Origin of the sequence: Acidovorax sp. BLS4 (genome assembly GCF_032929295.1) — a bacterium.
Classification (GTDB): domain Bacteria; phylum Pseudomonadota; class Gammaproteobacteria; order Burkholderiales; family Burkholderiaceae_C; genus Paracidovorax.
Genome location: NZ_CP136797.1, coordinates 1411219 through 1431638, shown reverse-complemented (window position 1 = coordinate 1431638; position 20420 = coordinate 1411219). Strand labels below are relative to the sequence as shown.

The following is a 20420-nucleotide window of genomic DNA, read 5'->3' as shown; positions in this document are numbered from 1 at the left end:
CCACGCAACCTGCGCCGCTCCGCAGGGTGCAGTCCCCGCTCTCTTCACCTTTCGCCATGTCCGCCGTCTTCAACTTCACCTTCGTCCCCTGGTTCCGCTCGGTGGCGCCGTACATCCACAAGTTCCGCCACCAGACCTTCGTGATCGGGCTCACGGGCGAGGCCATCGCGGCCGGCAAGCTCCAGGCCATCGCGCAGGACCTGGCCATGATCCAGGCGATGGGCGTAAAGATCGTGCTCGTGCACGGCTTTCGCCCGCAGGTGAACGAGCAGCTCGCGGCCAAGGGGCATGCCGAGAAGTATTCGCACGGCATCCGCGTCACCGATTCGGTGGCGCTCGACTGCGCGCAGGAGGCCGCGGGCCAGTTGCGCTACGAGATCGAGGCCGCCTTCAGCCAGGGCCTGCCCAACACGCCGATGGCGGGCTCCACGGTGCGCGTGATCTCCGGCAACTTTCTGACGGCGCGGCCCGTGGGCATCGTGGACGGGGTGGATTTCCAGCATTCGGGCCTGGTGCGCAAAGTGGATGTGGCCGGCATCCGGCGCTCGCTCGACATGGACGCGCTGGTGCTGCTGTCGCCCTTCGGCTTCTCGCCCACCGGCGAGGCCTTCAACCTGACGATGGAAGAGGTCGCGACCTCCGTGGCGATCGCGCTCAAGGCCGACAAGCTGGTCTTCGTGTGCGAAGTGCCCGGCATCCGCATGAACCCCGACGAGCCCGAGAGCGACGACAACCCCATCGACACGGAGCTGCCGTTGGCCCAGGCCCGGCAGATGCTGGCCCGCGTGCCACCCAGCCAGCGGCCGACCGACACCGCGTTCTATCTGCAGCACTGCGTGAAGGCCTGCCAGAACGGCGTGGAGCGCAGCCACATCATTCCTTTCGCGGTGGACGGTGCGCTGCTGCTGGAGATCTACGTGCACGACGGCATCGGCACCATGGTGGTCGATGAGAAGCTGGAAGAACTGCGCGAGGCCACGCCGGACGACGTGGGCGGCATCCTGCAGCTGATCGAGCCGTTCGAGAAGGACGGCACGCTCGTCAAGCGCGACCGCACCGAGATCGAACGCGACATCGCCAACTACACCATCATCGAACACGACGGCGTGATCTTCGGCTGCGCGGCGCTCTACCCCTATCCGGAGGGCAGCACGGCCGAGATGGCGGCCGTGACCGTGTCGCCGCACAGCCAGGGCACGGGCGATGGCGAAAAGCTGCTCAAACGCATTGAGCAGCGGGCGCGGGGCATGGGCCTGACCAGCCTGTTCGTGCTCACCACGCGCACGATGCACTGGTTCATCAAGCGCGGCTTCCAGCCCGTGGACCCCGAGTGGCTGCCCGAAGCCCGCAAGCGCAAGTACAACTGGGACCGCCGCAGCCAGGTGCTGGTCAAGAAACTGTAGGCGGCGGCCCGGCCCGCGGCCACACCGCTCAGGCGGCGACCGCCCGGGCCACCTGGCGCGCCACCTCGGCGATGGTGGCATCGCGCTTTTCCGACGTGGCGGTGGTCTGGGTGATGTAGCAGGTGACCACGATGGGCGCACCGCCGCCGGGCGGCCACAGCACGCCGATGTCGTTGGACGAACCCTGGTTGCCCGTGCCCGTCTTGTCGCCCACCCGCCAGCCCGGCACGCCGGCACGCAGCCGCTTGTCGCCCGTCTTCGTGGCCACGATCCATTCGACCAGCTGGGCACGCGAGGCCGGGCTCAGCGCATCGCCCAAGGCCACCTTGCGCAGCGACTGCAGCATGGCCTGCGGCGTGGTGGTGTCGCGCGGATCGCCCGCAATGGCCTCGTTCAGCGTGGGCTCGGTGCGGTCCAGCCGCGTCACCGTGTCGCCCAGGCTCCGCGCGAAGGCGGTGAAGCCCTGCGGGCCGCCATGGCGCGACAGCAGCAGGTTGGCCGCGGTGTTGTCGCTCAGCGTGACGGTGCCTTCGCACAGCTCGCCGACCGTGATGCCGACGTCGCCCACCCGCTTTTCCGTCACCGGCGAATAGGCGACGAGCGCCGACGCGTCGAAATGCACCCGGCGGTCCAACGCCTCCTGGCCCCGGTCGACCCGCTCCAGCATCCACGCGGCCAGCAGCAGCTTGAACGTGCTGGCCATGGGAAAGCGCTCGTCCTGGCGCCAGCCCAGCGACAGCCCGGAGCCCGTGTCGAGCATGGCGACCCCGAGCCGCGCCTTGGGGTGGCCGTCCAGTGCCGATTCAAGCTGCCGCATGGCGGCCTGCCAGGCCACCTCCCGCGCGTTGCGCTGGCCCGCTGGCGCGGCAGCATGGGCCGGGCCGGCCCACAAGGCGGCCGTCGAAGCGGCAGCCACGGCGGCGAAGAGATCAAAGGAAAACTGGCGTCTTTGCATGGAATGAACCTGTCGTTGGAAGCAAGAAGACCCGAACGATAGAGACATGTCGGCCAGAGCACCATCGACAATAATCGGGAAGAGCCCCAAGAAAAACTGCTTGCTACTTGCCTGCCTGATTCCGACGCCATGCACCTGCCCCTCAATGCCCTGCGCGCCTTCGAGGTCTCGGCGCGCCACCTCAACCTCACCCGTGCAGCCCAGGAGCTGTGCGTGACCCAGACCGCGGTCAGCCAGCACATCCGCAACCTCGAAGAGCGCCTGGGCAAACCGCTGTTCCGGCGCCTGCCGCGCGGACTGGCATTGACGGACGAAGGCCTGGCCCTGCTGCCGGTGCTGGCCGATGCGTTCGGCCGCATTGCCGGTGCCCTGGAGCAGTTCAGCGACACCCGCCCCCGCGAAGTGCTCACCGTCGGCGCCGTGGGCACCTTCGCTGTGGGGTGGCTGCTGCCGCGGCTGCGCGAGTTCCAGCAGGCGTGCCCCTTCGTGGACCTGCGCCTGCTCACGCACAACAACCGGGTGGACATCGCGGGCGAGGGGCTGGACTGCGCCATCCGGTTCGGGGACGGCGCCTGGCATGGCACCGAGGCCGACCGCCTGCTGGAAGCGCCGCTGTCCGCCATGTGCGCGCCCTCCATCGCCCCGCGGCTGCGGGCGCCGGCCGACCTGGCGCACGAATCGCTGCTGCGTTCTTACCGCGCGGACGAGTGGGCCGCCTGGTTCAGCGCGGCCGGTGTGCCCTGCCCGCTCGTGCGGGGCACGGTGTTCGACTCCTCCCTGGCCTTGGCCGAGGCCGCCGCGCAGGGCGCGGGAGTGGCGCTGCTGCCGGTGCGGCTTTTTCAAAGGGAGTTGCAACAGGGGCGGCTCGTGCAGCCCTTTGGCACGCACATCGCATTGGGTGCCTACTGGCTCACGCGCTTGAAATCCCGCCCGCCCAGCGCTGCGCTGCAGGCCTTTCGCGGCTGGCTGCTGGCCGGCTGCGGCAGTGCATCGAGCAACCCGGCCTGATCGGCCGCCCGCGCCCCGGCCGTTCCAGATGCCCCGCTATCATCGCCACCCCATGCCCGAGATCCTCACCGCCGCCCTCTACCATTTCGTCGATCTGCCCGACTGCGCCACACTGCAGCCACCACTGCAATCCGTGTGCGAGGCCCATGGCGTGCGGGGCCTGCTGCTGCTGGCGCCCGAGGGGATCAACGGCACGATCGCAGGGGAGCCCGCAGGCGTGCGGGCCGTGCTGGCCTGGCTTCGTGCCGATGCGCGGCTGGCCGGCCTGCGCCACAAGGAGGCGCTGGGCGACCGCATGCCGTTCTACCGCATGCGGGTGCGGCTCAAGCGCGAGATCGTCACCCTGGGTGTGACCGGACTGGACCCGGCACGCAATGCCGGCACGCACGTGCCGCCGGCGCAATGGAACGCCCTGATCGACGACCCCGAGGTGGTGGTGATCGACGTGCGCAACGACTATGAAGTGGGCATCGGCAGCTTCGCCCGGGCCATCAACCCGCGCACGCGCAGCTTCACGGAATTTCCGGCCTGGGTGGAGCAGCAGCGCGCGCCGGGCGGCGTGCTGGCACACCGGGCCAAGGTGGCCATGTTCTGCACGGGCGGCATCCGGTGCGAGAAGTCCACCGCCCTGCTCAAGTCGCAGGGCTTCGACGAGGTGTTCCACCTGGACGGCGGCATCCTGCAGTACCTGGAAGACGTGCCCGCCGAAGACAGCCGCTGGCACGGCGATTGTTTCGTGTTCGACGAACGCGTGTCGGTGGGCCACGGCCTGTCCACGGGCCGGCACCAGTTGTGCCGGTCCTGCCGCATGCCGCTGGGCGAGGCCGAACTCGCATCGCCCCAGTACCGCCCCGGCGTGAGCTGCCCCTATTGCCATGGCACGCGCACGCCCGAGCAGGAGCGCGCCCTGGCCGAGCGCGAGCAACAGATGGAGCTCGCGCGGCAGCGCGGGCAGGAACACATCGGCGCGCGCCTGGGCGCCTCCGGTGTGGCGCAGTCCGATCGTCAACCATCGGACGCGCCCAGCGGCCTGCCCGTGCTGTATTCCTTTCGCCGCTGCCCCTACGCCATGCGCGCCCGCATGGCGATCGCGGCCAGCGGGCAGGCCTGTGAATTGCGCGAGGTGGTGCTGCGCGACAAGCCGCAAGCCCTGCGGGACGCATCGCCCAAAGCCACGGTGCCCGTGCTGGTGCTGCCCGATGGCCAGGTGCTGGAACAAAGCCTGGAGATCATGCGCTGGGCGCTCGCTCGCCACGATCCACAGGGCTGGATGGCCGAAGATGCCGCAACGGCCCGGGACGCCGATGCGCTCATCGCGGCCTGCGACGGCACCTTCAAACAGGCCCTGGACCGCTGCAAGTACCCGAACCGCTATCCGCAGCAGACCGGCACGGAGGACGGCGTGGAGGACGCGCCAACGCCCCAGGCCACCGCCACCGCGTTCCTGACCCAGTGGGACGAGCGGCTGGCGCAACACGCCTTCCTGTGCGGCCCGCGGCCCACGCTGGCCGACGTGGCCATCATGCCGTTCGTGCGCCAGTTCGCAGGCATCGACGCCACGGACTGGCAGGCGGGCCCCTGGCCCCATGTGCGAAATTGGCTGGCAGCATGGGAGGCCAGCACGGCGTTCACGCAGGTGATGGACAAGATGGCGCCCTGGGTGCCCGGAACCCGGGGCCCGGTGTTTCCCGCCCAGGAGTCCATGGCAGCGCCGGCACCGATCTGACGGATTTGCAACGCCCAAGAAAAAGGCGCCTGTTCAAGGCGCCTTTTTCATTCAACGGGGTTCAGGCCGGTTTCAAGCCGCAGCCAGCGGGCGGCGGTTGGCGCCCCCTCGCCCACCACGGGCCAGCAGCACCAGCAGCACGACGGCCATGAGCACGAAGCAGATGAACGACCAGTTGGCGATGGAGCCTCCGAGGAAGGTCCAGTCCACCGCGGCGCAGTCGCCCGAACCGCGGAAGATCATGGGGATCGCGCGGCCGATGGGGAAGTGCTCGATCATTCCGTAGAAGTCGCGACCGCAGGTGGCGATCTCGGGCGGGTACCACTGCAGCCAGCTTTGCCGCGCCGCCACGAAGGCGCCGAATCCCGACGACAGCAGCGCCAGGACGGCCCACGACATCCACCAGCCCCGGGTGCCCCGGGCGCTGGCCAGGGCCGCAAACACGGCGACCCCGATGAGCGCATAGCGCTGCACGATGCACATCGGGCAGGGCTCGAGCCCCACGACATGCTGCAGGTACATGCCAAAAGCCAGCATGGCCACGCAGGCCGCCGCGATGAGGCCCAGCACGCGGCGGGGCGCGGCATCCAACCAGTTCAACACCATTGTTCTTGTCCTTGAAGGCCGCGGTCGGCAGCCCTCGAAGGCTGCATCAGATACCGGCGGCGTGGTCCAGAAAAACGCGGGCGCGGCGCGGTGTGACCACCAGCGTTTCACCCTCCCTGAAACCCATCTCCCGGTACTGCTGCGCAGGAATCTGCGCTTCGATCACCGAGTCGGGGCTCGCATTGTCCGCTGGTTTGTGGTCGGCATCGGGAATAAGTTCCAGCCGCGCGATCGGCCCCACGACGATGGCACGGCTGAGCTGTGCGACGATGCCGCGCGGGCGCCCGTCGGCGTCCACGCCCTCGCCGGGCGAGTAGCGCTGCACGTCTAGGTCGTGCGGACGCACATAGGCAAAGGCGCTGGCGTTCTGGGCGCCCGCATGCTCGGGTGAATCGATGGCCATGCCCTCCACGTGCACCAGCCCTTCGTGGGCGCGGCCGCGAAACAGGTTCACGTCGCCCAGGAAACCATAGACGAACGGGCTGGCCGGCTGGTCCCACACCTCCTGGGGCGAGCCGCTCTGCTCGATCCGGCCCTGGTTGATGACCACCACGCGGTCGGCCACTTCCAGGGCTTCCTCCTGGTCGTGGGTCACGAAGATGCTGGTCACGTGCAGTTCGTCGTGCAGGCGGCGCAGCCACCGGCGCAGCTCTTTGCGCACCTTGGCATCGAGCGCGCCGAAGGGCTCGTCCAGCAGCAGCACCTTGGGCTCCACCGCCAGGGCGCGCGCAAGGGCGATGCGCTGGCGCTGGCCGCCGGACAGTTGCGACGGATAGCGGTCGGCCAGCCAGTCGAGCTGCACGAGCTTGAGCAGGTCGGTCACCTTCTGCTTGATCTGCGCATCGCTCGGGCGCTCGCCGCGCGGCTTCACGCGCAGGCCGAAGGCGACGTTCTCGAACACCGTCATGTGCCGGAACAGCGCGTAGTGCTGGAAGACGAAGCCCACGCCACGGTCGCGCACGTGCACGTCGGTGGTGTCCTCGCCCGAGAAGTGGATGGTGCCCACGTCGGGCGTCTCCAGCCCCGCGATGATGCGCAGCAGCGTGGTCTTGCCGCAGCCCGAGGGACCGAGCAGCGCGATGAGTTCGCCGGACTGGATGTCCAGGCTCACGTCGCGCAGTGCCTGGAAGCTGCCGAACTGCTTGCTGATGTTGCGGATTTCAATGCTCATGGTGTGCTTTCGTTCAGCGCGCGCCCACGGCGGCGGGTGCGGGGCGCTCGGGCGGCAGTGCGGCCGCGGCCTTGCGCTCCTGCTCGTTGCGCCATTCGGCAATGGACTTGATGACCAGCGTGACCAGTGCCAGCAGGGCCAGCAGCGAGGCCGCAGCGAACGCCGCCACAGACTGGTATTCGTTGTAGAGGATCTCCACGTGCAGCGGAATGGTGTTGGTCTGCCCGCGGATGTGGCCCGAGACGACCGACACCGCGCCGAACTCGCCCATGGCGCGCGCATTGCAGAGGATCACGCCGTACAGCAGGCCCCACTTGATGTTGGGCAGCGTCACGTACCAGAAGGTCTGCCAGCCGCTCGCGCCCAGCACGATGGCCGCCTGCTCCTCGTCGCTGCCCTGGGCCTGCATGAGCGGAATCAACTCGCGCGCGATGAACGGGAAGGTCACGAAGATCGTCGCCAGCACGATGCCCGGCACGGCGAAGATGATCTTGACGTCGTGCGCCGCCAGCCAGGGGCCGAACCAGCCGTTGGCGCCGAACATCAGCACGTACACCAGGCCGGCCACCACGGGCGAGACGGAAAACGGCAGGTCCACCAGCGTGGTCAGGAACGCCTTGCCCCGGAACTCGTACTTGGCGATGGCCCAGGCCGCCGCCACGCCGAACACCAGGTTCAACGGCACCGCGATGGCCGCGGTGATGAGGGTCAGCCGGATGGCGGCCCAGGCATCGGGCTCCTTGAGCGCCGCCACGTAGGCACCCAAGCCCTTGCGCAGCGCCTCGGTGAACACGGCGGCCAGCGGCAGCACGAGGAACAGCAGCAGGAACGCGAGCGCGATGCCGATCAGCGTCCAGCGCACCCAGGGGGCCTCGGTCGTGCCGGCCTGGGCGCGGCGCACCACGTTGCGCCCGCCGGAGTTGGAAGCGGTGGAAGTCATGCCGGGCCTCCTGCGTGGCGACGCTGCCAGGCCTGCAATGCGTTGATGACGAGCAGCAGCGCGAAGGAGATCACCAGCATCACCACCGCGACCGCCGTGGCGCCCGCGTAGTCGTACTGCTCCAGCTTGCCGATGATGATGAGGGGCGTGATCTCGGAGATCATGGGCATGTTGCCCGCGATGAAGATGACCGAGCCGTATTCACCCACCGCCCGCGCGAACGCCATGGCAAAGCCCGTGAGCAGCGCCGGGGTGATCGCAGGCAGGATGACGCGCGTGAAGATCTGCCAGCGCGTGGCGCCCAGGCTGGTGGCGGCTTCTTCCAGCTCCTTCTCGGCGTCTTCCAGCACCGGCTGCACCGTGCGCACCACGAAGGGCAGCCCGATGAAGATCAGCGCGATCACCACGCCGGCGGGCTTGAAGGCCAGCTGGATGCCCAGCGGCTCCAGGTACTGCCCGACCCAGCCGTTGCCGGCCAGCAAGGCGGTGAGCGAAATGCCCGCCACCGCCGTGGGCAACGCGAACGGCAGGTCCACCAGGGCATCGACGATCTTCTTGCCCGGAAAGCGGTAGCGCACCAGCACCCAGGCGATCAGCAGGCCGAACACGAGGTTGACCACCGCCGCGATGAACGACGCGCCGAAGGTGAGCCGGTAGGACGCCAGCACGCGCGGCGCGCTGATGGCGGTCCAGAACTGGTCCCAGGTCAGCGTGAAGGTCTTGAAGACCAGCGCCGACAGCGGGATGAGCACGATGATGCTCAGGTAGAAGATGGTGTAGCCCAGCGTCAGGCCGAAGCCGGGCAGAACCCGCTTCGGGCTGCGCCGGGCCCCGCCCGTGGACGCCACGGCGGCGCCGGGCAAGGCAGAGGTCGCAGCGTTCATGTCTTACTTGGCGCCGGGGGTGTAGAGCTTGTCGAACTGGCCGCCGTCGTTGAAGTGCACCTTCTGTGCCTCGCCGAGGGAGCCGAAGTACTTGGCCACGGTGAACAGCTTGACGGGCTTGAACAGGTCGGCGTGCTTTTTCAGCACCGCTTCGGAACGCGGGCGCAGCGCGTGGCGGGCCGCGATCTCCTGCGCCTCATCGGAGTAGAGGTAGTCCAGATAGGCCTTGGCCAGTTCGCCCGTGCCTTTCTTGGCGACGGTGCGCTCGACCACCGCGACGGGGTTTTCGGCCAGCACGCTGCTGGAGGGGTACACCGCATCGACCTTGCCCTTGCCGAATTCGCGCTCGATGGACAGCACCTCGGATTCGAACGTGATCAGCACATCGCCCGTGTTGCGCTGCAGGAAGATGCTGGTGGCATCGCGCCCGCCCTTGCCCAGCACGGGGACGTTCTTGAACACCTGGCCCACGAACTCAGCGGCCTGGGCGTCGGTGCCTCCCTTCTCGCGCACGCTGCCCCAGGCCGCCAGGTAGGCGTAGCGGCCGTTGCCGCCGGTCTTGGGGTTCACCACGACGACCTGCACGCCGGGCTTGGCGAGATCGTCCCAGTCCTTGATGTTCTTGGGGTTGCCCTTGCGCACCAGGAACAGCATGGTCGAGGTGGTGGGCGATGCATCGTTGGGAAAGCGCTTGGCCCAGTCCTTGGCGACCACGCCGTTGGTGGCGAGGAAGTCGATGTCGGTCGTGGTGTTCATCGTGACCACGTCGGCGTCGAGGCCGTCGTTCACTGCGCGGGCCTGGGCGCTGGAGCCGCCATGGGCCTGGTCGATCTTCACGTCCTTGCCGGTGGTCTTCTTGTAGTGGGCGGCGAAGGCGGGGTTGTAGTCCTTGTAGAACTCGCGGGCCACGTCATAGGAAGCGTTCAGCAGCGTGGACGTCTGTGCCGACGCGACGCCGCCAGCGACCAAGGCCAGCACGGCCAGGAAAGTCTTGAGTTTTGTCCGGGAAGTCATGTCTGCGCCCTCGTTACTGAAAAAGTGAAACCGATTGTGGGCGGCGGCGCTTAAAACTCAAAAGAATATATTCTTGTTAATTAATCGATTTCCAGAATATAGAACCCCGGCAAAACCAAGGGGCGCATGGTGGATTTCAGCCAAAAATGCCTCCAGCGCAATGGGTACTACGGCGTTTAGCTACAAAAACAATAGCAACCTTGTCAGGCGGCGGAGCGGGTCTCCGTGGCACCCTGGCCGAGGCCCCACTCCGCGCCATCCACCAGCGAATGCAGCAGTGCCCAGCCCAGGGGCCATTCGCCATGGCCCGAGTCCACGTTCACATGCCCCGCCTGCGGCAGGCGAACGAACTCGCTGCCCCAGGCCCTCGCGTAAGCGCCGGCCAGGCGGATGGGGCAGTAGGGATCGTTGCTGCTCGCCACCAGGATGCTGCGGTACGGCAGCGGCGCGTAAGGCACGGGGGCGAAGTCGCTCAGCACCGCCCGGCGCTCCGGATCGGCCGGGGCGACCAGCAAGGCGCCCTGCACCCGGGCTGCGGCCGGCTCGCCCATGTGCGTCGCGGTGATGCAGCCCAGGCTGTGCGCCACCAGCACGACCGGGTGCGGCGCCTCCAGCACGGTGCGCTCCAGCGCCGCCACCCAGGGCACCCGCGCGGGCGTGACCCAGTCGTCCTGCACCACGCGCCGTGCGCCGGGCAGCCGCTCCGCCCACAGGCTCTGCCAGTGGCCGGGTCCGGAATCGCGCCAGCCCGGGACGATGACCACCGAGACCGGGCTGCCCGCAGCGGTGCGTGCGGACGGGGCCGCCTGCGGCGCTGCGCCGTCGAGCCGGCCGACCGGCCGCCCGGATGCGGACGAAGACGTGGATGCGCTGCTGCTCATGGCCGGCGGGGCACGGTGGCCAGGGCATGGAACAAGGGAAGGATTCGAACCCCACAGGAGGTGCGGAACGACAGTGCAGTGGCCATGGAACAGGCTCCTCAACGGTGGATGCGGACCATTCTGCGATTCCGCCCTTAAAACCCAAACGAATATATTCTTTTGAATTAATCGCGAATTGATCTTAAGAAGCGATCGATGCCGCGCTGCCAAGGCCCTCGGTATCGGATGCCGGCGCCGCCGTCGTCGCGCCTTGCAGCGTCTCGCCCAGAAAGTCCAGAAACCGCCGGACCGCGGGCGTCAGGCCGCGGCGGGAGGGAAACACCGCGTGCATCACACCGCGCTCCGGGGCCCAGTCAGGCAGCAGATGCACCAGCCGGCCATTGCGCAACTCGTCCTGGCACATGTAGTCGGGCAGCCAGCAGATGCCCACGCCGCCCTGCGCGGCCAACTTGAGCGTGAGCAGGTCGTCGGCCACATAGCGCGGGCTGTGCTGCCACACGGCTTCCTGCCCTCCGGGGCCCACCAGCCGCAGCGACGCACGGCCGTCGGCGGCGGACATGGCGATGCTGTCCATGCGTGACAGTTCCTCCAGCGTGTGCGGCGTGCCCTGGCGCGCCAGCTGCGCGGGGCTCGCGACCAGCAGCAGGTCGCCCTCGCCCAGCCGCTTGATGACCATGCTGCCGCTGTCGTCCAGCTTGGCCCGCACGCGCAGCGCCACGTCGACGCCCTCCTCCACCAGGTTGACCACGCGGTTGCTCACCTGGATCTCCACCCGCACGAGCGGGTACCGCGCCATGAACACCGGCATCATGTCGCCGAGCAGGGTCTGCGCGATCGTGACGGGGCACACCACGCGGATCGTGCCGCGCGGCTCGGCCTGGACGTGGGCCACCGTGTCGGCCGCCGCCTGCGCCGATTCGCGCATGGCCTGGCAGTGGCGCAGATAGGCCTCGCCCACCTCGGTGAGCGACAGCTTGCGCGTGGTGCGCTGCAGCAGCCGCACGCCCAGGTGTGCCTCCAGATCGGAGACGCGGCGCGACAGGCGCGACTTGGGGATACCGAGCGCCCGGCCCGCAGCGGCGAACCCGCCGCGCTCGACCACCTCGGCGAAATACAGCATGTCGTTGAGATCTTGCACCGTCATCCCTCGCAGATTGTTCCACCCATAGAACAATCTATCGCAAAGTGGCCAGCTTATCAATCAATGCGCTCATCTGCACAATCTATGCAACGCTGCACACCGGGTGCGGCCCCCATCCCGAGGAGAACCTTCCATGCAACTGCTGCACATCGATTCCGCCATCACCGGCGAACAGTCCGTTTCGCGCCAACTCACCGCCCGCACCGTGGCGGCGTGGGTCGAGGCCCATCCCGGCACGCAAGTGCAGCACCTGGACCTGGTCGCCCAGGCGCCGGCCCATTTCACGATGGAGGCCATGGCGCCGCGCACCGGCCAGACCGAAGGCCTGAGTGAAACACAGCGCCGTGAAAACGCCGTGTCCGAACAGCTGGTGAGCCAGTTCCTGGCGGCCGATGTGATCGTGGTCGGCGCGCCGCTCTACAACTTCGGCGTTCCCACGCAGCTCAAGGCCTGGATCGACCGCATCGCCCAGCCGGGCCGCACGTTCACCTATACCGCCGCTGGCCCGCAGGGCCTGGCCAAGGGCAAGACGGTGATCGTCGCCTCCAGCCGCGGCGGTGTGTATTCGACGAGCGATGCCGGCCGCGCCATGGAACACCAGGAGAGCTACCTGCAGACCGTGTTCGCCTTCTTCGGCATCACCGACGTGCGCTTCGTGCGCGCCGAAGGCGTGGCCATGGGACCGGACGCCAAGTCCAAGGCCCTGGACAGCGCGGATTCAGACATCCGGGCACACGTGGCGCAATCCCGCCAGGAAGCCGTGGCCGAAGCCGCCTGATCCACCGGACAACTGCGCAGTCACCAGAAAGCCGGCCTTGCGCCGGCTTTTTTGCGTGCGCCGCAAGGCGCCTACAGCGCACGCGTCCAAGTCTCGCCCACCAGTGACTGGCCGTAGGCGGTGTAGGGTTCCGAGGCCACGAGCGTGAAGCCGCGCTGCGCATACAGGTGGCGGGCCGCGGCCAGGCAGCTGTTGGTCCACAGCGTCATCTCCGCGTAGCCCTGGCCCCGCGCGAAGGCGATGCACTCGTCCACCAGCCGGCCGCCCAGTCCCATGCCCCGCGCCTGGGGCGCCAGGATCAGCATGCGCAGCCGGGCGGTGGTGTCGGACTCGCGCACCACGAAGGCCGCCCCCATGCGTTCGCCGTCGACCTCGGCGATCCAGCACCGGTCGAACCCGGGCTGGAATTCGCGCACGAACCGCGCGGCGATCTCGGCCACCATGGCCTCGAACGGCTGGTTCCAGCCGTATTCGCGCCAGTAGATTTCGCCATGCATCTGCACCACCCAGCCCATGTCACCGGGCACCGGGTCGCGCAGCACCACGAGGCGGGGGCGGCTGGGCGGCTCGGGAGACAGCAGCGTCTCCAGGCGCTGCATGGCGGCCAGCGCGTCGGCCTGCTGCGTGGGCGACAAGCGCGCCAGGATCGCCGCCGCCTCGTCGCGCGAGCGCTGCTGCAGCGGGGCGAACGCGGCGTGTCCGGCGTCGGTCAGGCGCAGCAGGCTCTGGCGCGCATCCTTTGCGCCCGGGCGGCGCTCCAGCCAGCCGGACTTCTCGAACCGGCGCAGGATGCGGCTCAGATAGCCGGCGTCCAGGCCCAGGTCCCTGGCGATGTCGGTGGCGACGGGCTCGGTGCGGTGGGCCAGCTCGTAGAGCACGCGCACGTCGGTCAGGGACAGGTCGCTGCCCAGATAGGCGTCGAGCACGCCGATGCGGCGCGTGAAGAACCGGTTGAACTGCCGAAGCGCCTTGACCGCGGCCGCGGGGACGGGCGCAGGCGCGGGAGCGACCTGGGGATCTGACACCATTTTCATTTGCCTTCATCAAACAATTGGTTGACTTTAGCAATCAAAAACACGAAAGGCAAATAAAAAAGTCCGGCCGCCCATGGCGGGGCGGCCGGACTGGAGGCGCTGAAAACCAGCGGCTGGTCAGAGCTTGGCGTGCTGCTTGACCCAGGCCACGTACTTCTCCACCCAGCCCTGCAGGAACTGGCGGCTGGCCTCGCCGATGTTGCCGTCGTCATCGAACAGGCCATCCTTGGCCTGAACGAAGGCTTCGGGCTGGCCCAGCGTGGGCACGTCGAGGTAAGCCAGCACGTTGCGCAGATGCTGCTGGGCCATGGCCGTGCCGATGGCGCCGATCGATACCCCGATCACGCCGGCCGGCTTGCCGCCCCAGGCGCTCTGCCCATAGGGGCGGGAGGCGTGGTCCAGCGCGTTCTTGAGCACGCCGGGAATCGACCGGTTGTATTCGGGCGTGACGAACAGCAGGCCCTGCGACTGGGCGATCTCTGTCTTCAGGCGCAGCACGGCGGGAGCCGGATGGGCGTCGTCGTCCTGGTTGTACAGCGGCAGGTCGTCGATGCGCAGCTGCGTGAAGTGGAAGTCCGGCGGCGCAAGGCGGGCCAGCGCCGTGGCCAGCTTGCGGTTGAACGAGTCCTTGCGGAGACTGCCGACGATGACGGCGATCTGGTATTGGTCCATGAGCACTCCTTGTGAAACAGCCAAAAGACGGGACGGCGCGGGGCCGCAACGGGCCATGATAGACACGGCCTGCGGCGTTCCAGCGCTGCGCGCGGCGCCTTCAGGGCCCGCTTTCGAGGAACGCCAAAGCGCCATTTGCTATTATTTTTGTAGCTATATACCCTAGTATTGATTGCGCTGGCGCCCTTTTCAAGCAAAACACCCCCGGCGCTGCAGCGCAGCATCCGGGGGTGCGGGGTCTGGCGCAAACGCGCGCTTGTCCTACCCGGCGCGGCGCTGGCCGGCGAGGCGGCGCACCACATGCACCAGCCGGTCGATCTCGTCGAACGTGTTGTAGAACGCGAGCGACGGCCGCACGGTGGTCTCCACGCCGAATCGCCGCAGGATGGGCTGCGCGCAGTGGTGTCCGGTGCGCACGGCGATGCCTTCGTCGTTCAGCGCCTTGCCCACTTCCTCGGTCGAGTAGCCGGCCAGCACGAACGACATCACACTGGCCTTGTCATCGGCCGTGCCGATCAGCCGCACGCCCGGGATGGCGCGCAGCTGCTGCATGCCGTACACCAGCAGCTCGTGCTCGTAGCGCGCGATGTTCTCGATGCCCACGCGGTTCACGTAGTCGATCGCCGCGCCCAGGCCCACCGCGTCGGCGATGTTGCCCGTGCCGGCCTCGAACTTGTTCGGGATCGGCTGGAACACGGTCTTCTCGAACGTCACGTCGGCAATCATGTTGCCGCCGCCCTGCCACGGGGGCATGTCTTCGAGCACTTCGCGCTTGCCCCAGACCACGCCGATGCCGGTCGGCCCGAACACCTTGTGGCCCGAGAACACGAAGAAGTCCGCGCCGATGTCCTGCACGTCCACCCGCATGTGCGAGACCGACTGCGCGCCATCGACCAGCGCCTTCGCGCCCGCACGGTGGGCCAGCGCCACGATCTCCTTGACCGGCACCACGGTGCCCAGCGCGTTGGAGACCTGCGTGACGGCGACGATCTTGGTGCGGTCGTTCAGGAGCTTCTGGTATTCATCGAGCAGCACCTGGCCCGAGTCGTCCACCGGAATCACGCGCAGCCTCGCCCCCTTGGCGGCAGCGAGCTGCTGCCAGGGCACGATGTTGGCGTGGTGCTCCAAATGGCTGACGATGATCTCGTCGCCCTCGCCCACGTGCTGGCCGCCCCAGCTCTTGGCCACCAGGTTGATGGCCTCGGTGGTGCCGCGCACGAAGATCACCTCGTTCACGTCGGGCGCGTTGATGAACGTCTTCACGCGCTGGCGGGCGCCTTCGTAGGCGTCCGTGGCGCGGGCGGCGAGTTCATGCGCCGCGCGGTGGATGTTCGAGTTCTCGTGCGCGTAGAAGTGGCTGATGCGGTCGATCACCGCCTTCGGCTTGTGCGTGGTGGCCGCGTTGTCGAACCACACCAGCTGGCGGCCGTTCACGCGCTCGGACAGCACGGGAAAGTCGCGCCGGATGGCGTGCACGTCGAACGGCGGGTGCTGCCCCTGGCCCGCCAGCGGCACCGTACTGTGCGGCGCGGGCTTGGCCGGCGTGACATAGCCGCTGGGCAGCACCACCGCGTCGACGAAGTAGAACTTCGGATCGGACGACGGCGCAGCCGCCAGGCCGGCCGGTGCGGCCGGGGCCTGGCCCGCATGCGCTGCCTGCGGCTGCGCGAACGGCAGGCGCGCCAGCGCATCCAGCCGGTCGCCCGACGGGGGCGTGGGCACCGGCGCGCCCCGGGGCGACGGCTGTGCCTGGCGCTCGCCGACGAAGTAGTACGGCGAGGCCGCAGAGGCAGGCGCTGCCGGATGGGCGGCGGCCTGCGACGCGCTCGCGCCCGAGGCCTCGGTCACGCCCAGCACCCCGCTGCCCAGGCGCGGCTCGTAGGCCGGCAGCGTGCTCACCACCGTGTCGGGCAGGCCGTTGGCCGCCGTGGCGTGCGGCAGCAGCGCGGGGGCGCGGTGGCCGAGCGACAGCACCTGCGTGGGCGAAGCCGGCAGCAGGTTGGTGCCGGGCACCTGGCCCTGCGGGATCGGCGTGCCGGGCACGCTGGGCCCGAAGCCGGCGGGGCTGGCCAGGGGCGAGCCGGGCGGCGCGATGTTGGCCGGCGCCTGCACGCCCGGCGGCACGGCGCCCAGGCCGGGCACGGACGAAGGCGGCACCGAAGGCAGGCCGCCCGCGGAGTGCACGCCCGCAGGCGATGCCGCCTCGCCCGGCAGCGCCGAGAACAGGGCATTGGCCATGCGCGCGATCAGCGCCGGGTCGATGGGGGCGCCGGACGCGTCGGCGCCCGGCGAGAAGGAAGCGAGGGTCATGGCCGCTCCTTGCGCTTCACTTGTAGGTGTCCGGGTAGTCGTGGTACTTGTTCACCTCGACATCGTCCAGCACGGCCAGCGCATCGCTGGTGAGCACGGCCAGCGAGCAGTACTGCGAGATCAGGTAGGACGCGATGGCGTGGTTGTTGATGCCCATGAAGCGCACCGACAGGCCCGGCCCCTGCTCGCCCGCAAGGCCCGGCTGGAACAGGCCCACCACGCCCTGGCGCTTGTCGCCCACGCGCAGCAGCAGGATCTTGCTCTTGCCGTCGGCCACCGGCACCTTGTCGGACGGAATGAGCGGAATGCCGCGCCACGTGATGAACTGCGAGCCGAACAGGCTCACCGTGGGCGGCGGCGTGCCGCGGCGCGTGGCCTCGCGGCCGAAGGCGGCAATGGCGAGCGGGTGGGTCAGGAAGAAGGCGGGCTCCTTCCACACCTTGGTGAGCAGCTCGTCCAGGTCGTCCGGCGTGGGGGCGCCGGTGAGCGGGAAGATGCGCTGCGCGTCGGTCACCTGGGCCAGCAGGCCGTAGTCGGGGTTGTTGATGAGTTCGCTTTCCTGGTTTTCCTTGATCGTCTCGATCGTCAGGCGCAGCTGCTCCTTGATCTGGTCGTGCGGGCTGCTGTACAGGTCCGACACGCGGGTGTGCACGTCCAGCACCGTGCTCACGGCGTTCAGGAAGAATTCGCGCGGGTTTTCTTCGTAATCGACGAAGGTGCGCGGCAGTTGGTTTTCTTCTTCCTTGGCCGTGCAGGTGACGCGGATGGATTCCGGGTTCTTGACCTTGTTCACGCGGTAGATGCCCGCCTCCACCGGCACCCATTGCAGCAGGTGCGTGAGCCAGCGGGGGCTGATGGTTTCGAGTTGGGGGACCGTCTTGGTCGCGTTGGCCAATTGCCGTGCGGCGTTGTCACCCAAGGCGGTCGTACCGCCCACAGTTGCAGACATGGAGAACTCCGTGCGTTGTTGAAGAAAGCCTGGGCAGTGTCAAAGCTTCCAGCGCATCGCTCAACAGGCTATAGCCGTCAATTGCAGTCCCCGCACGAGATTCGCATGGCCGATCGACTCGCCCCGCGTGACCAGCGCCGAGGGCCGCACGCCCAGGGCGCCGGCCAGCTTTTCCACCGTGAGCAGCGAGGCGATGGCGGCGCCCCGCTCGATCTCCCCGACGTAGGAGCGGTTCAGGTCCGAATGCTCGGCCAGCCGTTCCTGCGACCAGCCTTGCGCCTCGCGCGACTGGCGCACCGCGACCCCGAAGTTCTTGATCAGTACAGACATGCGTTTCCCTGTTTCTTTTTGCTGATGCCTTGGCAGCGCCGCGCCCTGTTTTCGGGGGCTGCGCCGCACCTACCCTTCTCGCGACACCGCCTGCGTGACGTTGCCGCCCGGCGGCACGTCATGGGTGACCCACACGTTGCCGCCGATGACTGCCCCACGCCCCAGAGTGACCCGGCCCAGCACGGTCGCGCCCGCATAGATGACCACGTCGTCCTCCACGATCGGATGGCGCGGCAAACCTTTCTGCAGAGTTCCGTCGGCATCCGTGGGAAAGCGCTTGGCGCCCAGCGTGACGGCCTGGTACAGGCGCACGCGCTCGCCAATCACCGCCGTCTCGCCGATCACGACGCCCGTGCCGTGGTCGATGAAAAAACCCGCGCCGATCTGCGCGCCCGGATGGATGTCGATGCCGGTCTGGCCATGCGCCAGTTCGGCCACGATGCGCGCCAGCAGCGGCAGGCCCAGCGTGTAGAGGCGGTGCGCGATGCGGTGGTGGATCATGGCCAGCACGCCCGGATAGCACAGCAGCACCTCGTCCACGCTGCGCGCGGCGGGGTCGCCCTGGTAGGCGGCGAGCACGTCGCTGTCCAGCAGGCGGCGGATGTCCGGCAGCGATGCGGCGAACGCCTGCGCGGCCTCCAGCGCCTGCGGCTCGATGGCCGTGCCGTCGCCCGAGCCCTGCTGGCGCGCGACGTAGCGCAGCTCCAGCCGGATCTGCGCCAGCAAGGTGTGCAGCGCCAGGTCGAGCGTGTGGCCCACGTACCAGTCCTCGCTTTCCTGGCGCAGGTCGTGCGGCCCCAGACGCATGGGAAAGAGCGCGCCCTTCAGCTGCTCCAGCGCCTGTGCCAGCGCATCGCGCGACGGAAATTCGCGCCCGCCGGGTTCCTGGGAGCGCTTTTGGGAATCGCGCCATTCGCGGCGGACGGCGTGCAGCGACTGCACGATGTGATCGATCTCGAAGACAGCCATCAAGGCCTCCTGCCTGGGATGAAAAAATGGCGGCCCGCAGCGGGCCGCTGGTGGGGCCGCGAGGCCGCCATCAGTCCTGCACCCAGGGCAGGCGGTGATAGCGCCAGCCATCCGACGCGCCGCGCTGCTGGCGATCGTCGATCTCGCCTTCGAAGCCCTCGGTCACATTGAAGACATTCTGCAGGCCCGCCTTGGCCGCGGCCTCGGCCGCCAGCACCGAGCGCTTGCCGCTGCGGCACAGCAGCAGCACGGGGGCATCGCGCGTGGCGGCCTTGGTGATGGCGGCCTCCAGTTCGCGCACGAAGCGGGGGTTGCGGGTGAGCGCCGTGCCCGTGGCCCAGGCCACGTGCAGGCTGCCCGGCACATGGCCGACGAACTTGCGCTCCTCGCCTGATCGCACATCCACCAGCAGGGCCTGGCCCGAGGTGAACAGGTCCCACGCAACCGTGGGTGGCACGCCGCCGGCGTGGGCCAGGCCCGAGGCCTGGGCGTCGTTGTGGGCGGCTTGCAATGCGGTGGGCAGTTCGGTGTCTTGCACAGCGGTGGACATGGATCGTTCCTTTGGACCTGTGTGAATGGGTGGCTGCAGCCGCCCGTTTGGCGGGGCCTGGCCGTCCAAGCCAATGTAGAACCGCGCCGGCGCGAATCCAACGAATAAAAAATCGGCTTCTCCATCGAAAAACATCTAAGCAACTCGTTAAGCCTGTTAACGGCCCACCTCGACACCTCACACCCATGAAAAAAGCCGCCAGCACCCGGGAAGGCGCTGGCGGCTGGATGTGGAGCGCGGGCCGATCAGAAGCCCGGCAGCACCGCGCCCTTGAATTCCGTCTGGATGTACTGTCGGATTTCTTCCGACTGGTAGGCCTTCACGAGCTTGGCGACCCAGGGCTTGTCCTTGTCGGCCTCGCGCACGGCGATCAGGTTGACGTAGGGACTCTTGGCGCTTTCCTGCGCGATGGCGTCCTTGGCGGGGTTCAGGCCGGCGGACAGCGCGAAGTTGGTGTTGACCGCGGCGGCGTCCAGATCGTCCAGCGAGCGGGCCAGTTGCGCCGCATCGAGTTCGACGAACTTCAGCTTCTTGGGGTTGGAGGCGACATCCAGCGGCGTGGCCTTCAGGCCGGCCCCTTCCTTGAGCTTGATGAGCCCCTTGTCCTGCAGCACCAGCAGCACGCGGCCGCCGTTGGTCGGATCGTTGGGAATGCCGAACTTGGCGCCTTCCTTCAGGTCTTCGAGCTTCTTGACCTTCTTGGAATACAGGCCGATCGGGAAATTGACCGTGTAGCCCGCCGACACGAGCTTGTAGCCGCGGTCCTTGACCTGCGCGTCCAGGTAGGGCTTGTGCTGGTAGCTGTTGGCATCCAGGTCGCCGGACGCCAGCGCCGCATTGGGCTGCACGTAGTCGCTGAACTCGACGATCTGGAGCTTGAGGCCGTCCTTTTCAGCGACCTTCTTGACCTGCTCGAAAATCTGCGCGTGCGGGCCGGCGGTGACGCCGATCTTCAGCGGCTTGTCCTGGGCCAGCGCGCCGGTTTGGAAGCCAGCGGCCAGGGCCAGGGCGAGGGTCGATTGCAGCAGGAAACGCTTGTTCACGGAAAACACCTTTTGAGAAGAGATGTCTGCATCTTAGGGTTTGCCTTATAAAACCC

Annotated in this window: 20 protein-coding genes; 4 read left to right on the top strand and 16 right to left on the bottom strand. The window is 68.2% G+C overall.

What is annotated here, in order from left to right; all coding sequences use genetic code 11:
* Positions 1-56 precede the first annotated feature (56 nt).
* Positions 57-1403: an amino-acid N-acetyltransferase gene (argA, locus tag R1Z03_RS06550; RefSeq protein WP_284412906.1), complete on the top strand. Its 1347-nt coding sequence runs from the start codon at positions 57-59 to the stop codon at positions 1401-1403.
* A gap of 28 nt (positions 1404-1431) precedes the next feature.
* Here argA and bla read toward each other — a convergent pair whose 3' ends face one another.
* Positions 1432-2358: a class A beta-lactamase gene (gene bla, locus R1Z03_RS06545; protein WP_284428478.1), complete on the bottom strand. Its 927-nt coding sequence runs from the start codon at positions 2356-2358 to the stop codon at positions 1432-1434.
* A 129-nt stretch (positions 2359-2487) separates the two neighbouring features.
* On the opposite strand from bla, the gene R1Z03_RS06540 reads away from it, so the two are divergent.
* Positions 2488-3366 (top strand): LysR family transcriptional regulator, encoded by an 879-nt coding sequence (locus R1Z03_RS06540; protein ID WP_284403928.1) that lies wholly within the window; start codon positions 2488-2490, stop codon positions 3364-3366.
* Between the two features lie 52 nt (positions 3367-3418).
* The gene (locus R1Z03_RS06535) at positions 3419-5092 is read left to right on the top strand and encodes a rhodanese-related sulfurtransferase (protein WP_317357926.1); all 1674 of its coding nucleotides are present in this window, start codon (positions 3419-3421) and stop codon (positions 5090-5092) included.
* Positions 5093-5164: 72 nt separating this feature from the next.
* Here the strand turns inward: R1Z03_RS06535 and R1Z03_RS06530 are convergent, their stop codons facing one another.
* The 7 genes from R1Z03_RS06530 to R1Z03_RS06500 all read right to left on the bottom strand — a co-directional run bounded on the left by R1Z03_RS06530 (position 5165) and on the right by R1Z03_RS06500 (position 11726).
* Positions 5165-5698 (bottom strand): disulfide bond formation protein B, encoded by a 534-nt coding sequence (locus R1Z03_RS06530; RefSeq protein ID WP_317357923.1) that lies wholly within the window; start codon positions 5696-5698, stop codon positions 5165-5167.
* Positions 5699-5744: 46 nt separating this feature from the next.
* The gene (locus R1Z03_RS06525) at positions 5745-6869 is read right to left on the bottom strand and encodes a sulfate/molybdate ABC transporter ATP-binding protein (RefSeq protein ID WP_272569061.1); all 1125 of its coding nucleotides are present in this window, start codon (positions 6867-6869) and stop codon (positions 5745-5747) included.
* A gap of 13 nt (positions 6870-6882) precedes the next feature.
* Entirely contained in the window at positions 6883-7809 is a 927-nt protein-coding gene (gene cysW, locus R1Z03_RS06520; RefSeq protein ID WP_317357920.1) for a sulfate ABC transporter permease subunit CysW, read from the bottom strand.
* The gene (cysT, locus tag R1Z03_RS06515) at positions 7806-8693 is read right to left on the bottom strand and encodes a sulfate ABC transporter permease subunit CysT (RefSeq protein WP_317357917.1); all 888 of its coding nucleotides are present in this window, start codon (positions 8691-8693) and stop codon (positions 7806-7808) included. Before cysT ends, cysW begins: the two co-directional genes overlap by 4 nt.
* 3 nt (positions 8694-8696) lie before the next feature.
* A complete protein-coding gene (locus R1Z03_RS06510; RefSeq protein ID WP_284428481.1) occupies positions 8697-9707 on the bottom strand; it encodes a sulfate ABC transporter substrate-binding protein in 1011 nt (336 codons plus the stop codon).
* Positions 9708-9910: 203 nt separating this feature from the next.
* The gene (locus tag R1Z03_RS06505; RefSeq protein WP_317357912.1) at positions 9911-10588 is read right to left on the bottom strand and encodes an alpha/beta hydrolase; all 678 of its coding nucleotides are present in this window, start codon (positions 10586-10588) and stop codon (positions 9911-9913) included.
* Between the two features lie 181 nt (positions 10589-10769).
* On the bottom strand, positions 10770-11726 hold the full coding sequence (locus R1Z03_RS06500; protein WP_317360270.1) for a LysR substrate-binding domain-containing protein: 957 nt from the start codon (positions 11724-11726) through the stop codon (positions 10770-10772).
* 136 nt (positions 11727-11862) lie between these two features.
* On the opposite strand from R1Z03_RS06500, the gene R1Z03_RS06495 reads away from it, so the two are divergent.
* Positions 11863-12507, top strand: coding sequence for an FMN-dependent NADH-azoreductase (locus tag R1Z03_RS06495; protein WP_317357909.1), 645 nt, complete (start codon positions 11863-11865; stop codon positions 12505-12507).
* 71 nt (positions 12508-12578) lie between these two features.
* Here the strand turns inward: R1Z03_RS06495 and R1Z03_RS06490 are convergent, their stop codons facing one another.
* The 8 genes from R1Z03_RS06490 to R1Z03_RS06455 form a co-directional block, all read right to left on the bottom strand.
* Positions 12579-13535, bottom strand: a complete 957-nt coding sequence (locus tag R1Z03_RS06490; RefSeq protein ID WP_317357906.1) for a helix-turn-helix domain-containing GNAT family N-acetyltransferase — start codon at positions 13533-13535, stop codon at positions 12579-12581.
* Positions 13536-13658: 123 nt separating this feature from the next.
* The gene (locus tag R1Z03_RS06485) at positions 13659-14213 is read right to left on the bottom strand and encodes an NADPH-dependent FMN reductase (protein ID WP_284412884.1); all 555 of its coding nucleotides are present in this window, start codon (positions 14211-14213) and stop codon (positions 13659-13661) included.
* A gap of 261 nt (positions 14214-14474) precedes the next feature.
* Entirely contained in the window at positions 14475-16523 is a 2049-nt protein-coding gene (locus R1Z03_RS06480) for a family 2A encapsulin nanocompartment cargo protein cysteine desulfurase (protein WP_317357901.1), read from the bottom strand.
* 16 nt (positions 16524-16539) lie between these two features.
* The gene (locus tag R1Z03_RS06475) at positions 16540-17472 is read right to left on the bottom strand and encodes a family 2A encapsulin nanocompartment shell protein (protein ID WP_317357898.1); all 933 of its coding nucleotides are present in this window, start codon (positions 17470-17472) and stop codon (positions 16540-16542) included.
* A gap of 60 nt (positions 17473-17532) precedes the next feature.
* Complete coding sequence (locus tag R1Z03_RS06470; RefSeq protein ID WP_272569047.1) at positions 17533-17802, bottom strand: helix-turn-helix domain-containing protein; 270 nt, start codon at positions 17800-17802, stop codon at positions 17533-17535.
* A gap of 69 nt (positions 17803-17871) precedes the next feature.
* Positions 17872-18771 (bottom strand): serine O-acetyltransferase EpsC, encoded by a 900-nt coding sequence (gene epsC, locus R1Z03_RS06465; RefSeq protein WP_284428486.1) that lies wholly within the window; start codon positions 18769-18771, stop codon positions 17872-17874.
* Between the two features lie 70 nt (positions 18772-18841).
* Positions 18842-19321 carry a rhodanese-like domain-containing protein gene (locus R1Z03_RS06460; RefSeq protein WP_317357893.1) on the bottom strand — a complete coding sequence of 160 codons (480 nt, stop codon included), beginning with the start codon at positions 19319-19321 and terminating at the stop codon, positions 18842-18844.
* Positions 19322-19566: 245 nt separating this feature from the next.
* A complete protein-coding gene (locus R1Z03_RS06455) occupies positions 19567-20364 on the bottom strand; it encodes a MetQ/NlpA family ABC transporter substrate-binding protein (protein WP_317357890.1) in 798 nt (265 codons plus the stop codon).
* Positions 20365-20420: the final 56 nt, after the last annotated feature.